The organism is Pseudomonas sp. JZ134 (assembly GCF_051027695.1).
Lineage (GTDB): Bacteria > Pseudomonadota > Gammaproteobacteria > Pseudomonadales > Pseudomonadaceae > Chryseomonas > Chryseomonas luteola.
The window spans coordinates 400635-415935 of sequence record NZ_CP069250.1 but is presented as its reverse complement, the minus strand read 5'-3'; the positions used below and the strand labels follow the sequence as shown (position 1 = coordinate 415935).

Annotated in this window: 11 protein-coding genes and 2 tRNA genes; 6 read left to right on the top strand and 7 right to left on the bottom strand. The window is 55.9% G+C overall.

Going from position 1 to position 15301, the window contains the following annotated elements; genetic code table 11:
• Positions 1 to 101: 101 nt before the first annotated feature.
• Positions 102 to 671, top strand: coding sequence for a glycerol-3-phosphate 1-O-acyltransferase PlsY (gene plsY / locus JQR86_RS01835; RefSeq protein ID WP_010795987.1), 570 nt, complete (start codon positions 102 to 104; stop codon positions 669 to 671).
• Positions 672 to 726: 55 nt separating this feature from the next.
• Here plsY and tsaD read toward each other — a convergent pair whose 3' ends face one another.
• Positions 727 to 1752: a tRNA (adenosine(37)-N6)-threonylcarbamoyltransferase complex transferase subunit TsaD gene (tsaD, locus tag JQR86_RS01830; protein ID WP_026004189.1), complete on the bottom strand. Its 1026-nt coding sequence runs from the start codon at positions 1750 to 1752 to the stop codon at positions 727 to 729.
• 204 nt (positions 1753 to 1956) lie between these two features.
• On the opposite strand from tsaD, the gene rpsU reads away from it, so the two are divergent.
• The 5 genes from rpsU to JQR86_RS01805 all read left to right on the top strand — a co-directional run bounded on the left by rpsU (position 1957) and on the right by JQR86_RS01805 (position 6540).
• A complete protein-coding gene (gene rpsU, locus JQR86_RS01825) occupies positions 1957 to 2172 on the top strand; it encodes a 30S ribosomal protein S21 (RefSeq protein ID WP_010795989.1) in 216 nt (71 codons plus the stop codon).
• Between the two features lie 247 nt (positions 2173 to 2419).
• On the top strand, positions 2420 to 4354 hold the full coding sequence (dnaG, locus tag JQR86_RS01820) for a DNA primase (protein WP_434154225.1): 1935 nt from the start codon (positions 2420 to 2422) through the stop codon (positions 4352 to 4354).
• Positions 4355 to 4432: 78 nt separating this feature from the next.
• Complete coding sequence (gene rpoD, locus JQR86_RS01815; RefSeq protein WP_010795991.1) at positions 4433 to 6283, top strand: RNA polymerase sigma factor RpoD; 1851 nt, start codon at positions 4433 to 4435, stop codon at positions 6281 to 6283.
• A gap of 87 nt (positions 6284 to 6370) precedes the next feature.
• Positions 6371 to 6447, top strand: a tRNA-Ile gene (locus JQR86_RS01810).
• A gap of 18 nt (positions 6448 to 6465) precedes the next feature.
• A tRNA-Gln gene (locus tag JQR86_RS01805) sits at positions 6466 to 6540 on the top strand.
• A gap of 66 nt (positions 6541 to 6606) precedes the next feature.
• Here JQR86_RS01805 and JQR86_RS01800 read toward each other — a convergent pair.
• The 6 genes from JQR86_RS01800 to JQR86_RS01775 all read right to left on the bottom strand — a co-directional run bounded on the left by JQR86_RS01800 (position 6607) and on the right by JQR86_RS01775 (position 15232).
• Positions 6607 to 7896 carry a hybrid sensor histidine kinase/response regulator gene (locus tag JQR86_RS01800; RefSeq protein ID WP_434154224.1) on the bottom strand — a complete coding sequence of 430 codons (1290 nt, stop codon included), beginning with the start codon at positions 7894 to 7896 and terminating at the stop codon, positions 6607 to 6609.
• Positions 7889 to 8500 carry a chemotaxis protein CheB gene (locus JQR86_RS01795; protein ID WP_010795993.1) on the bottom strand — a complete coding sequence of 204 codons (612 nt, stop codon included), beginning with the start codon at positions 8498 to 8500 and terminating at the stop codon, positions 7889 to 7891. Before JQR86_RS01795 ends, JQR86_RS01800 begins: the two co-directional genes overlap by 8 nt.
• Positions 8501 to 8505: 5 nt before the next feature.
• Positions 8506 to 9327, bottom strand: coding sequence for a CheR family methyltransferase (locus tag JQR86_RS01790; RefSeq protein ID WP_010795994.1), 822 nt, complete (start codon positions 9325 to 9327; stop codon positions 8506 to 8508).
• Between the two features lie 2 nt (positions 9328 to 9329).
• A complete protein-coding gene (locus JQR86_RS01785) occupies positions 9330 to 12878 on the bottom strand; it encodes a response regulator (RefSeq protein ID WP_434154222.1) in 3549 nt (1182 codons plus the stop codon).
• A gap of 145 nt (positions 12879 to 13023) precedes the next feature.
• Positions 13024 to 13182, bottom strand: a complete 159-nt coding sequence (locus JQR86_RS01780) for a YqaE/Pmp3 family membrane protein (RefSeq protein WP_010795996.1) — start codon at positions 13180 to 13182, stop codon at positions 13024 to 13026.
• A gap of 274 nt (positions 13183 to 13456) precedes the next feature.
• Positions 13457 to 15232 (bottom strand): acyl-CoA dehydrogenase C-terminal domain-containing protein, encoded by a 1776-nt coding sequence (locus JQR86_RS01775; protein WP_434154220.1) that lies wholly within the window; start codon positions 15230 to 15232, stop codon positions 13457 to 13459.
• Positions 15233 to 15301 lie beyond the last annotated feature (69 nt).

The window sequence follows — 15301 nt, the reverse complement described above, 5'->3', positions numbered from 1 at the left end:
GCGCCCATATGCGCATTATTTGAAAAGCCCAGCCACCGTATCGCGGTCAGACGAAGATTCCCATTAGAATCTGAAGGGACTGCCCCTCCGGGAACATCATTATGGTTTGGTTGCTGGCCACTTTTGCCTACCTGCTCGGCTCCGTATCGTTTGCCGTCCTGCTCAGCCGCGCCTTTGGTCTTAACGATCCCAGAACCAGTGGATCAGGCAATCCCGGTGCAACCAACATGTTTCGTCTTGGTGGCAAGCGCCTTGCCATCCTGACATTACTAGGCGACCTGAGCAAAAGCCTCGTCCCTATTCTCCTGGCACGTACCCTGGGCCTGTCAGAGGTCGAGCAGGCCTGGATCGGTCTGGCAGCAGTACTGGGCCATGTCTATCCGCTCTACTTTCAGTTTCGCGGCGGCAAAGGCGTCGCCACAGCGGCCGGTATGTTGCTAGGCCTGTATCCCTGGGCTGCATTGCTGGCGGCTGGCATCTGGGGAATCGTCTTCGCAATGACCCGTATCAGCTCCCTGGCTGCACTGGCCGCCACGTTGCTGTGCCTGCCGCTTATTGCCTGGCAACAACATGCCGCGTTATTGCCTCTGCTCGCGCTGACCATCCTTATCGTGCTTCGCCACCGTGCCAATCTCAAAGCCTTGCTGGCAGGACGAGAACGTCACTTCTAGAGAGCGTGACAGCTTTTGTCCCAAAAGATTTGCCAGACCACGCCCTTGACGTTACTCAGACCGCCGGCAACTGCTCCATTGGCCAACGCGCCTGCACCTGAATGGCGGGACCATCCTGCTGACCGGCCAGCAGACGCTGGCAACCGGCATACGCAATCATGGCGCCGTTGTCCGTACAGAAACGTGGGCGGGCGTAAAAGACATGCCCACGTAGCTCCTTGAGCATGGTCTCCAACGAAGTTCTCAGCGCAGTATTGGCGCTGACACCGCCAGCAATTACCAGAGACTTGAGGCCTGTTTGCTTAAGGGCACGCTTGCACTTGATCGTCAGCGTCTCGACGACCGCACGCTGAAAGGCCAAGGCGATATCGCAACGCGTCTGCTCACTGTTATCCCCTGCCGCCTCGCATTGCTGCCAAGTGTTGAGAGCAAAAGTCTTTAAACCGCTGAAGCTGAAATCCAGACCAGGCCGGTCTGTCATCGGACGCGGAAAGACAAAGCGATCAGGATTGCCATTGAGCGCAAGTCGAGCAATCTCCGGCCCGCCTGGATAACCGAGCCCCAGGAGCTTGGCAGTCTTGTCAAAGGCTTCCCCCGCAGCATCGTCTACCGACTCGCCCAGAAGCTGATAACGGCCGATACCGTCCACCCGTACAAGCTGCGTATGGCCACCAGACACCAACAAGGCGACGAACGGAAATTCCGGCGGCTGCTCCTCCAGCATGGGCGCCAACAAATGGCCTTCCATGTGATGAACCCCCAACGCCGGAACACCCCATGCCAGACTCAGCGCCTGGGCAAAGGAGGCGCCTACCAGCAGCGCACCGACCAGGCCCGGACCGGCCGTATAGGCAATGGCATCGACATCGGCCGGCTTGCTGCCTGCCTCAGCCAATACCTGATTAATAAGAGGAAGCATTCGTTTTACATGGTCACGGGAGGCCAATTCAGGCACTACCCCACCATAAACACGATGCAAATCGATTTGACTGAATAGCGCATCGGACAAAAGTCCACGTTCGCTGTCAAAGAGTGCGACACCTGTTTCGTCGCAGGACGTTTCGAGTCCCAGAACACGCATGGGCAGATGGCCTTCGGCCTGACGATGAATGAAGGAAGGCATGATAATCCCACCCATTTGCTCAGACCAGTGCTTTCGTCCGGAAGCTTTGCATTTACCCCGGCGAAGCGTTACTATCCGCAACCCTTAAAAACCGACGCTTTATATGGCTAAGGCCTCAAGCGTTGAATCAACCCCCGGTAAAACATTGAAGGTACGACCTGGATGCCCGCCGTCAAAGTCAAAGAAAACGAACCCTTCGACGTAGCCCTGCGTCGTTTCAAGCGCTCTTGCGAAAAAGCCGGTGTTCTGGCTGAAGTTCGCAGCCGCGAGTTCTACGAGAAGCCTACTTCCGAGCGTAAGCGCAAGGCAGCTGCTGCTGTTAAGCGTCATGCCAAGAAAGTGCAGCGCGAACAGCGCCGCCGCGAGCGTCTGTACTGATCAGACGCCTGCAAGGCTAACGGCTCCGCCCGACCACTGGTCGGGCTGAACGTATGTGATCTGCTAATCCGCACCACCTGTCAAGCATGTCCCATGCCTGGCACTTCCTATTGAACATCCTTTCGCAACGTGCGTTAGTATGCTCAAGTTTCGATAGTCGAATTTATAATTCAACCAAGCGACCTGCGCATGGAAGCAACCGTTTTTCATCGCGTATGCTAATGGCCCTCCCTGAGCCGAATGCACCATGGCCGGATTGATCCCCCAGAGCTTTATCGACGACCTGCTCAACCGCACCGACATTGTCGAAGTGGTAGGGTCACGCATCAAGCTAAAAAAAACCGGCAAGAATTTTAGTGCGCTCTGTCCTTTTCATAACGAAAAGAGCCCTTCGTTCAGCGTAAGTCCAGACAAGCAGTTCTATTACTGCTTCGGCTGCGGCGCAGGCGGAAATGCCCTCGGCTTTGTCATGGACCATGACAATCTGGAGTTTCCCGAAGCTGTTGAAGAGCTGGCCAGAAAAGCCGGTCTTGACGTTCCCCGGGAAGAAAGCACCAGTGGCGGCCCACGCAAGCCGCGGCAGATGGTGGACTCTCCGCTGTATGCGCTGCTGGCCGACGCAGCCACGTTCTATCGTCAGTCGCTCAAGAGTCACCCCCAGCGTAAAGCCGCGGTGGATTACCTGAAGAAACGCGGCCTGACCGGCGAGATCGCGCGTGATTATGGCCTGGGATTCGCACCGCCTGGCTGGGACAATCTGCTCAAGCATCTGGCAGGTGACGAGCTTCAGCAAAAAGCCATGATCGAGGCCGGCCTGCTGATCGAAAATACTGAAAACGGCAAACGCTACGATCGCTTCCGTGATCGGGTTATTTTTCCGATCAAGGACAGCCGTGGACGCGTTATCGCGTTTGGCGGTCGGGTACTGGGCGATGAGAAACCCAAGTACCTGAACTCTCCGGAAACGCCTGTTTTCCATAAGGGTCAAGAGCTGTACGGGCTGTTCGAGGCTCGCCGAGCCAACCGCGATCTTGACGAGATCATTGTCGTGGAAGGCTATATGGACGTGATTGCCCTGGCGCAGCAAGGCATACGAAATGCTGTTGCCACCCTGGGTACGTCTACCAGCGAGGAGCACATCAAGCGCTTGTTTCGTCTGGTGCCTCAAATTCTGTTCTGCTTTGATGGCGACAAGGCCGGTCGTAGCGCAGCATGGCGCGCGCTGGAATCAGCGCTCCCCACCCTACAGGACGGTCGCAAGATCCGCTTTCTCTTTCTTCCCGAAGGCGAAGATCCAGATTCTCTCGTCAGATCAGAGGGCCCGGACGCGTTTCAGGCACGTTTCGTCCAGCAGGCGCTGCCACTGGCCGAGTATTTCTTCCAGCAACTGGCAGCCGAGGCTGACCCGTCTACTCTGGAGGGAAAGGCGCACCTGGCGACACTGGCCATACCGCTGATTGAAAAGGTCCCGGGAAATAACCTGAAAGCGCTCATGCGCCTGCGCCTGATCGAGCTGACCGGGCTCAACAACGAGTCGCTCAATCAGTTTGCCAGCGCACCAGCCGCGACACCACGGCCTACGGACGAGCCTTACTACGAGCAGGATGCCTACTACGACAGCGGCTATGACTCACCTGCGCCTGCTGCGCCCTACCCGAGCACTCGCACAGGCAAGCCCTCGTATGGCGGGAAAAATGGGTTCCGCGGCAAGAAGTCGTTCGGCTTCAAAGGTGACCCTGCCATGCGTGCCCCACGCGAGCCGGTAAAGGTTGAACCGCCTACGCTTGCCGCATTACGCAGCCTGGTACACCGCCCTTCGCTGGCCTTACAGGTTCAGGATGCAAAGAACCTTGCCGAAGAAAATGACCAGTACGCACAGCTTCTTGTTGCCCTGGTTGATGCCTTGCAGAAGAAGCCCGAACAGAGCACGTTGCAGCTGTTGGCACGCTGGCACGGCACTGAACAAGGCAAACTATTACGTGTTTTAGCCGAAAAAGAGTGGTTGATTTCAGGTGATAACCTTGAACAACAGTTTTTCGACACCATTACTAGGCTTGCAGCAAGCCAGCGTGAACGCAGCCTTGAACAGCTGCTCCGCAAGGCGCGCCAAAGCGAACTCAGCATTGAAGAGAAGGACCGTCTGCGCGAGCTTCTTAGCCGCCCAGCTGTGCCATCAACCTGATTCTGGCAAGAAAGCCGCCTGATCGGCTATAATACTCAGCTTATTTTTGCCCGCCTATGCCTTCGTGGAAGGGTGTTTATGTCCGGAAAAGCGCAACAGCAATCTCGTCTTAAAGAGTTGATCGCCCGCGGTCGCGAGCAGGGTTACCTGACGTACTCGGAAGTCAACGATCACCTGCCGGAGGATATCTCCGATCCAGAACAGGTGGAAGACATCATCCGCATGATCAACGACATGGGGATCAACGTATTCGAAACAGCTCCGGATGCGGATACCCTACTGCTCGCAGAAGCGGATACCGATGAAGCCGCCGCTGAAGAAGCCGCCGCCGCACTGGCAGCAGTTGAAAGCGATGTTGGTCGTACCACCGACCCCGTGCGCATGTACATGCGTGAGATGGGTACCGTTGAACTCTTGACCCGTGAAGGCGAAATCGAAATCGCCAAGCGTATCGAGGAAGGTATCCGTGAAGTCATGAGCGCTATCGCTCACTTCCCGGGCTCGGTTGAATACATTCTCAGCGAATATGATCGGGTTACGTCCGAAGGCGGTCGCCTGTCTGACGTTCTCAGCGGCTACATCGATCCCGATGACGGCACGCTGCCTGAGAGCGAAAGCGATGACATTCCTGTGCCCAAGGCCAAGGATGCCGCTGCAGCCCAGAGCGACGACGAAGAAGAAAGCGAGAGCGATGATTCCGAGGAAGAGACCGAAAGCGGTCCGGACCCGGAAGAAGCTCGTCAGCGCTTCGCAGCCGTAGCCGAACAACTGGAGAAAACCCAAAAGGCGCTCCAGAAGCATGGCCGTAGCAGCGATCAGGCTATTGAAGAGCTGGTGGCCCTGGCCACGCTGTTCATGCCGATCAAGCTGGTACCCAAGCAGTACGAGATACTGGTAGGCCGCGTTCGCGAGTCGCTGGATCGTGTTCGTGCCCAGGAACGCGCCATCATGCAGCTGTGCGTACGTGACGCACGTATGCCCCGCGCTGATTTCCTGCGTTCGTTCCCGAGCAACGAAACCAACCTTGAGTGGGTAGACAAGGTTCTCAAGAACAAGCCCAAGTATGCCGAGGCGATTGAGCGCCTGCGTCCTGATATCCAGCGCAACCAGGAAAAGCTGATTGCCCTGCAAAAGGAGCTTGATCTGACAGTTGCCGAGATCAAGGAAATCAACCGCAACATGTCCATCGGCGAAGCCAAGGCTCGTCGGGCGAAAAAAGAGATGGTTGAGGCCAACCTGCGTCTCGTGATCTCGATCGCCAAGAAGTACACAAACCGTGGCTTGCAGTTCCTTGATCTGATCCAGGAAGGCAACATCGGTCTGATGAAGGCGGTAGACAAGTTCGAATACCGCCGCGGCTACAAGTTCTCCACCTATGCGACCTGGTGGATTCGTCAGGCGATTACCCGTTCCATTGCGGACCAGGCACGGACCATCCGTATTCCGGTTCACATGATCGAGACGATCAACAAGCTCAATCGTATTTCCCGCCAGATGTTGCAGGAAATGGGTCGCGAGCCGACGCCGGAAGAGCTGGGTGAGCGTATGGATATGCCTGAGGACAAGATCCGCAAGGTATTGAAGATCGCTAAAGAGCCAATCTCCATGGAAACACCGATTGGTGATGATGAAGATTCGCACCTGGGTGATTTCATTGAAGACTCCACCATGCAGTCTCCGATCGAGGTAGCGACCAGCGAAAGCCTGAAGGAAGCGACTCGCGATGTACTGGCAGGACTGACGGCTCGTGAAGCCAAGGTACTGCGCATGCGTTTCGGCATCGATATGAATACTGACCATACACTTGAAGAGGTCGGTAAGCAGTTCGATGTGACACGCGAGCGTATTCGTCAGATCGAAGCCAAGGCCTTGCGTAAGCTGCGTCATCCGTCTCGTAGCGAGCATCTTCGCTCGTTCCTCGACGAGTAAATGAAAAACCGGAGCAAACGCTCCGGTTTTTTTATGCGCTTTATTTTGCCATTTGCTTCTATATGGGTATAATGCGCCCCTCTCGTAGGGCCTGTAGCTCAGTCGGTTAGAGCAGAGGACTCATAATCCTTTGGTCGAGAGTTCGAGTCTCTCCGGGCCCACCAGAAATTCGAAAGTATTACAGGGGCGTCGCCAAGCGGTAAGGCAGCAGGTTTTGATCCTGCCATGCGTTGGTTCGAATCCAGCCGCCCCTGCCATATCTCAGCGCCAAGCGCGCAATAAAAAAGGCTTACCTCGGTAAGCCTTTTTTATTTCTGCTCTCCTTACGCCTTCAGACCTGACGATCCGGAGGCCGAGCCCTGCGCGGAATGCATACCTGTCTCTACCAGGGTCAACCTCGGCTTAGCCGATTCAGTCGCCGTCGACTCGCCGAGAGGAAGCGTCACGCTGAACGTAGCCCCCTGTCCTTCGATGCTGCTGACACCTATCGTGCCACGGTGCGCCTTGACGATCTGATCGGCGATATAAAGCCCCAAGCCCAGCCCTGCAACGCCTTCGCTTCCACTAGCGCGCTCAAACTGGCGGAAAATACGCTCCTGACTCTCAGGCGAGATACCGATACCAAAGTCCCGTACGCTAAGTACAGCACAGCCGTCCTTGACATCCAGTTTCACATGAACGGGCTTGCCTGCACCGTAGCGCATGGCATTGGTAAGCAGATTGGCAACAACCTGCTCGATTCGGAATTCGTCCCACTCCCCTTCGATGTATTCGGGAAGCTCTACCGTGACGTCACAGCCAGTCGCGTTGAGTTGCGGCATGAAATTTTCGACGATACTGGAAACCAGTTTCACCAGATCGAAACGGGAAGGTCGGATAGACAACTTGCCCGTCCGGATACGGGATACGTCGAGCATGTCATCAATCAGACGTACCAACTTCTGTACCTGACGCTCGTCCCGCTCGACCATCTCCATCAGCTTTTCAGGCGTAAAAGCTGCCATATTATTCTTGCCCAGGTAGATCTTGCGCAGCTGGGCCTCAAGAATCAGGGTATTGAGCGGGGTCTTCAGCTCATGGGAAACGATAGACATGAAGTCGTCGCGCATCCGCACCGCATGCTGCAACTCAACTTGCGTCTGGCGCAGCTCGGCCAGCAGCACCTCCTGCTCCTGACGGCTACGCTCAAGCGCCTCAAGCTGACGCCGCATGCCCTTGCGGTGCCGGTACAGGTCCACGAATACGCTGACCTTACTCTTGACCGCATGGATGTCGAGCGGCTTGTAAAGAAAGTCTACAGCTCCGCTCTCATAGCCTTTGAAGGCATAGTTGCGGTCATGACCGGCAGCACTGACAAAGACAATTGGAATATGTTTGGTCTTCTCGGTACTTCGCATCATTTCGGCAAGCTCGAAGCCGTTCATGACCGGCATCTGCACGTCCAGAATGGCAAGCGCAAATTCGTGCACGAGCAATAGCTCAAGCGCAGCCTCGGCAGAACCTGCCTTGAATACAGAGAGGTCCTCGTGTTTCAACAACGCCTCAAGTGCCAAAAGATTCTCTGGAAGATCGTCAACGATGAGAATCTTTGCTGTATTCACTTCTTTAAGCATTGTTCTGTTCCAGCTCGACGAGCAATGTATTAATGTCTCTGACAGGCAAAATGAAATCAGGAGTAAACAACTTGAGAGCCGCTTCCGGCATCGTAGGCACGAAGGCTTCAGCCGGATCCTGAACCACGGTCAACCCACCGGCACGGTGGATCGCTCTCAAGCCTGCCGCGCCGTCCTCATTGGCTCCGGTCAGTAGAACACCACAAAGGTGCTCGCCAAATACGTCTGCAGCACTTTCGAACAATACGTCGATTGAAGGCCGCGAAAAGTGCACACGCTCTTCCCGGCTCAGGGAGAGCGTTTTGTCCTGTTCGATCAGCAGATGGTACCCAGGCGGCGCAAAGTACAGCGTGCCAGGGTGCAGCGGTTCCTTTTCATCTGCTTCCTTAACGTCTATCTCCAGACGCAGCCGGAAAATTTCCGCTAGTTTACTGTCCTTGTCCTCGGGCATGTGTACTACCACGACGATAGGCAGGCGAAAAGTTTCGACCAAGCCGACCAATAGTACACTAAGTGCTTGTAGCCCACCCGCGGAAGCGCCTACAACAATTGCTTCAATTTGCCGCTGCGGCAGCGAAAAGAGGGTATCCGGCCCTTGTTTCATGACGATTATAACCGCCTGAAAAGTCGTTCTTTTTTGACGACCGGTTCGAAATGACCCGCATAGGCAGAGAAATCGAGCGACTCCTTGCTGCCGAGTCCGAGAAAGCCCCGGTGGCACAGCGACTCATGAAACAAACCGAACGCGCGATTCTGTAAGCCTTTGTTGAAATAGATCAGAACATTTCGGCAGGAGATGAAGTGCGTCTCAGAAAACACCATGTCCGTAGCCAGGCTATGGTCGGCAAAGGTGACATTGGCCATCAGTGACTTATCAAACAGCGCCCCATCGTAGGCGGCTGTGTAATAGTCGGAAAAGGAATTCTTGCCGCCGGCCAGCTGATAGCTTTGTGTGTATTTACGCACCCGCTCCAGCGGAAAGACGCCCTGCCGGGCACGATCCAGCGATTGTGGATTGATATCGGTGGCGTAAATCAACGTACGGTCCAGCAGCCCCTCTTCCTTGAAGAGGATGGCCATGGAATAGACTTCCTCCCCCGTACTGCACCCGGCAATCCAGATCTTGAGCGATGGATAGGTCTTGAGCACAGGGACTACGTGCTCTCGAATGGCCAGGTAATAGGTGGGGTCACGAAACATCTCGCTGACCGGAATCGTCAGGAACTGGAGCAGCTCGCTGAACAGCTGCGGATCATGCAGCACGCGAGCCTGCAGCTCTGAAATGGTTTCGCATTCAAACTTCGACAGCGCATGGAGCACCCGGCGCTTGAGCGAAGCGCCGGAATAATCCCGAAAGTCGTAGCTGTATTTGAGATAGATACCCTCGATGAGCAAGCGCAGCTCAATATCCAGGGTACGGTCGGGACACATGGTTACAGCTTCTCCAGTGACGGCATCCATACCCTGATTAATGAGAACAGCCGGTTCAGATCGACAGGCTTGGCCAGATAGTCATTGGCCCCGGCACGCAGACAACGCTCCTGGTCGTCCTTCATGGCCTTGGCAGTAATGGCAATAATGGGCAGTTTTTGCAGGTAAGGAATCTTGCGAATTTCCTGCATGGCCTGATAGCCGTCCATCATTGGCATCATGATATCCATGAGTACAAGGTCGATACCTTCGATCGTTTGTACCTTTTCCACCGCTTCAAGACCGTTGCGGGCGATTTCGACGATTGCTCCCTTCTGCTCGAGCGCACTGGTCAGGGCGAAGATATTGCGTACGTCGTCATCTACCAACAGGAGCTTACGACCTTCGAATGCCTTGTCGCGGCTGCGGGCAGTCTTGAGCATTTTCTGGCGCTCAGGCGGCATGTCGGCTTCGATCTTGTGCAGGAAGAGTGTGACCTCATCCAGCAGACGCTCGGGCGAACGGGCTCCCTTGATGATGATCGAACGCGAGTACTTCATCAGGTTCGCTTCTTCGTCACGGGTCAGACTGCGCCCGGTATAGACAATGACCGGCGGGAAGGAGCAGATTTCCTCATTGGCCATGCGCTCAAGCAGCTCGTTGCCTTCCATATCGGGCAGTTTGAGGTCGATTACCATGCAGTCATAGATATTGTTGCGCAGCAGCTCAAGCGCTTCTTGGCCAAGCTCTACCGCGGTAATTTCCACATCCGAATCACCGATGAGCTTGGTGATGCTGTCGCGCTGCAGCGCATCGTCTTCGACCAGCAGAATGCGCTTCATCTTCTGCGAAAACTTGGCTTCGAGTCGACTGAAGACGGTCTTGAGCTCATCACGGGTGGTGGGCTTCATGGCATAGCCAACGGCCCCCATATGCATGGCTGCCTCGACCCGATCCTCGACCGACACCACATGCACCGGAATATGCCGTGTATGGGGATTTTCCTTGAGCCGCTCAAGTACGGTAAGGCCTGAATGGTCAGGCAGGCGCATGTCCAGCAGGATGGCATCCGGCGTGAACTCGGTTGCGACATCAAAACCTTCATCGGCCCCGTGTGCAACCAGGCAGCTGTATTTCAGCTCATGGGCCAGATCGTAAAGGATGCGTGCAAATTGTGGCTCGTCCTCAATCACCAGCACCTTGCGATCCGGGAAGGGGAATTTTTCACGGTCGTCCGGGAATGGTCTCGGGCGAGCCGGGTTTATTTCATCGGCCTTCGGTACTTGCGCCGATGACGGCGCGGCAGCGGCCGGTGCAGCAACCGCGACTGGAGCTGGCGCCTCGCTGGCAGGACGTGGCGCAGGAGCGGCCTGAACACGGGGAGCAGGTGCGTCGGCAATGAGTGGCTGCTCATACTGCAGGGGTAGGCGCAAGGTGAAGGTACTGCCTTGCTGCGGAACGCTCTGCACTTCAATGGAGCCCCCCAGCAGCTTGGCCAGATCGCGGGAAATGGAAAGCCCTAGACCGGTACCGCCGTAACGACGGGTCGTTGCGCCATCGGCCTGACGGAAGGCTTCAAAGATGACTTCCTGCTGATCTGGCGCAATCCCAATACCCGAGTCGGTGACCGCAAACGCGACCTGGTTCCGGTCGAGTGTCACCTTGAGCGTGACGCCGCCTCGCTCGGTAAACTTGAATGCATTGGAAAGCAGGTTCTTGAGAATCTGTTCGATACGCTGCCGGTCCGAGTACACAAAGCCAGGCAGATCGTCGGCAAGATCCACCGTGAAAGACAGCTCACGGCTATCGGCCACGGGATTGAACGCGTTTTTCAGGGTGTCGACAACACGCTTGACGGACACCTGCTCAGGCCTGATTTCCAGCATGCCTGCCTCGACCTTGGAAATGTCGAGGATATCGTTGATCAGGTTGAGCAGGTCATTGCCAGCAGAATAGATGGACTCTGCAAAACGGACCTGCTCGGCAGTAAGGTTCGCATCCGTGTTATCGGCCAGCAGCTTGGCCAGGATAAGCGAGCTGTTGAGCGGTGTCCGTAGTTCATGGGACATGTTGGCCAGGAATTCGGACTTGTACTGGCTAGCCCGCTCAAGCTCGCGAGCCCGATCTTCCAGTTCAGTCTGCGCTGCGTTGAGCAGGTTGTTGCGCTCGTCGAGCATGTCGCGCTGCTGTTGCAGCTCATGGGTCTGCTCGGAGAGCTGCTCGTTGGTCTGCTCAAGCTCGGCCTGCTGCTGCTCGAGGTGCGCCTGAGACTCCTTGAGCGCACGGGACTGCTCTTCGAGTTCTTCGTTGGCGGTGCGGAGTTCTTCCTGCTGTACCTGCAGTTCTTCGTTGAGCTGCTGGGTCTCGGCCAACAGCTTTTGCAGACGCTGGCGATACTTGCCGGCCTCGATGGAAGAACCAATCGCTGAGGAGACAAGCTTGAGCAACTCGGTATCCCGCGCTTCCAGACTGCGGGTAAAGCCGAGCTCCACCACGCCATTGACCATGCCATCGCTTTCAATCGGTACGATCAGGGCCGCTGCGGCAGTGGTCTCGCCGACGGCCGAGCTGACCTTCAGATAATCACGCGGCAGATCCTTTAGCTCAATGATGCGCGACTCCAGAGCCGCCTGTCCCACCAGGCTTTCACCCAAGGCCAGCGTGCGTCTCGTGGAAAGGTTCTCTTCGCTCAACGCATATTCGGCTACGCGCTCCAGCTTACGGTTATCGTCCTGGACGATATAGATCGCCCCTGCAGAAGCACCCAGGTAGCGGGCCAGGAACTGCAGGATACTTTGCCCCAGCAGTGGCAACGTCTGCTGGCCAATCACCTGTTCGGAGAGCTGCATCTGTCCGGCACGGTACCAAGCTTGCCGTTGCATTTGCTCGGCATGATCGAGCTGCTGATCCAGCGCGGTGGTGTAGGTATTAGACAAGCGCGTCAGTTCACGGCGCCCCAGGAAGGCCAGCAGGCCGCTCAGCAAGAGGCTGACACACAGAAATGACGCAACAATGATGATGGTGGCCTGACTGGCCGTTGAACTACGCTCGGCTCGTTGCTGCTGCTCCAATGCAATGAAATCATTGAAGTCGCGACGGATAGCATCAATCAAGTCTTTGCCTTCGCCGTCGCGTACGTGCTTCATGAAGTCGCCGTTCTGCTGATTCAACGCGATCATTCGAGACGCATATTCACGCCAGGAACGATGCAAGCTTTCAATGCGCTCAAGCCGACGTAGCTGGACCTCGTTATCTGAAACCAGACTTTTCAGCTCATCCAACTGAGGCTGAAACGTAGCCTGTGCACGCTGGTAGGGCTCAAGAAAGGATTGATCATCACTTAGCAGATAACCCCGCATACCTGTTTCCAGATCTACCGCGAGCCTGAATACATTGTTACTGCTACTGATAACCCGATCGGTATGCTCGATCCACTGGTTTACGGAAAGAAGGTAATAAACGACAGCAACAAAGAACGCCGAAGTAAGAAAACCGATCCCTAATGGCAGAGTCAGGTTACGGCTCAGGATTCGACGAAAGCTTTGCTGATCGACAGGCGACTCACGATTCATGCGTTACTCAATATCAGTCATGAATGAAAAAGCGGCCACCTGCTGCAAGGCAGCCGCAGTACGGCAAGCATGCACGAAAAAACGGAAAGCGAAGCGGCCCGCGTTCAATTAATTCAATCGCGAGCCGGATTATCCATTGGCTGGACTAACGTCGAGCGATGATCCAGACAGCATGAATAATGCCTGGAATATAGCCCAAAAGGGTCAGCAGGATGTTCAACCAGAAAGCGCCTCCGAGACCAACCTGCAGGAAAACGCCTAGGGGCGGAAGGATGATGGCGCAGATAATTCTGATCAGGTCCATTTGCAAGCTCCTCGTAACAGGCCGTCGAAACAGCTATAGGACCTATTGCACGGGAGTCGGTTCCTCGAATGCCAGGCAGAAAAAAACCCCGCCGTAGCGGGGCTTTGCAGACTATGGAGGATTTCCGTATCGGGCACCGTCCTGGTGCAGTCCTCTAACTCCCTGTTTTAACTGGGGCGCTTCCTGCGCTGAACTCGATAGCTGAATGATATTCCCTATAAATGTAGGGTTAATAGAGCCAAGTCATGCAACATCCTGTAAGTATTTGCTTACATCAGAACTGCGCAGCCTCCAGCTCATACAGTACGCCGCTGCCTGCCCTTACCGAAGCCGTCAACGAATGAATGCGAGGCAGCAGTCGGGCAAAGTAGAACCGCGCCGTTGCGACCTTGCTACTGCGCAGCTCGGCATGATCGCTTTGCAATGCGGCTTCAGCCATGCGTGCCCACAGGTAGGCATAGGCGGTAAAACCCAACACATGCAGGTACTCCACCGACGCTGCACCAATCTCGTTCGGATTGGTTTTGGCCTCGTTCATGACCCACTCGGTCAGGGCGTCCAGGTTATCCAGCGCTGTTCGCAGCGGTTCGGCAAACTCGGACGACGTGCCATTCAGTGTTTCGATATAGGCTCTGATCTCTTCCGAGAAAGGCCGATACAGGCTTCCCGCCGACCCTACGACCTTGCGCCCCATCAGATCCAGCGCCTGGATACCGTTGGTGCCTTCGTAGATCTGGGTAATACGAACGTCTCGTACCAGCTGCTCCTGCCCCCATTCACGAATGTACCCATGTCCACCAAAGATCTGCTGGCCATGCACGCAAATCTCGAGTCCCAGATCTGTCAGGAAAGCCTTGGCTACAGGAGTCAATAGCGCCACCATGCCTTCGGCACGTGAGCGCGCCTGAGCATCGTTGCTGAACTTGGCGATATCGAGCTGCATCGCAACATAGGTGGAAAATGCACGACCGCCCTCGTTCAAGGCCTTCATGGTCAACAGCATGCGACGTACGTCAGGATGAACGATGATAGGGTCAGCCGCCTTGTCGGGCGCAGAAGGGCCGGTTGCCGCGCGGCTTTGCAGGCGCTCACGGGCGTACTCAACGGCACTCTGATAGGAACGCTCCCCTGCTCCCAGTCCTTGAATACCTACACCCAAGCGTTCGTAATTCATCATGGTGAACATGGCAGCAAGCCCTTTATTGAGCTCACCGACCAGATAACCCTTGGCGCCATCAAAGTTCATCACGCAGGTACTGGAGCCGTGAATACCCATCTTGTGCTCGATGGAGCCGCACGCCAGGGTATTGCGCTCGCCAAGGCTGCCGTCCTCATTGACCAAGACCTTTGGAACGAGGAAAAGTGAAATGCCTCTGGAGCCGGCAGGTGCGTCCGGAAGCTTCGCGAGCACCAGGTGGATGATGTTTTCCGTCAGGTCATGCTCACCGGCTGTAATAAAGATCTTCGTACCGGTAATGGCATAACTGCCATCCGCCTGCGGTTCGGCACGGGTGCGGATGATGCCCAGGTCTGTGCCGGCATGGGGCTCGGTCAGGCACATGGAGCCTGCCCATACACCGGAATAGAGGTTGGGCAGGTACCTCGTTTTCAGCTCTTCGCTGGCATGGGCATGGATGGCCAGGCAACCGCCCGCTGTGAGCATGGGGTACAGGCCAAAGGATAGATTGGCCGCATGGACCATTTCCTCGACCTGAGCAGAAATCACCTTGGGCATACCCATACCGCCGTACTCAGGATCACCGCCTACGCCTACCCAACCGCCTTCGGCATAGACGGTATACGCCTCCCGGAAGCCTTTTGGCGTAATCACCTTGCCCCCATCCCAACGGCAGCCCTCTTCATCCCCATTGCGGTTGAGTGGAGACAGAGTGCGGGCAGCCACCTTGGCCGCCTCTTCCAGAATAGCGTCGGCCGTCTCGGTATCGACCCGCTCCGCCAGCTCAGGTAACTGCTGCCACGCCTCCTGCACCTTGAACACATCGTTGAGCAGGAAACGGATATCACGTAGGGGAGCTTGGTAGTCAGCCATGGGGCAATCCTCCAGCAGAGGCGCAGGGTATCCGGCGCTTTTTTATGAGTATTCCCTGAGTGTAGCGAA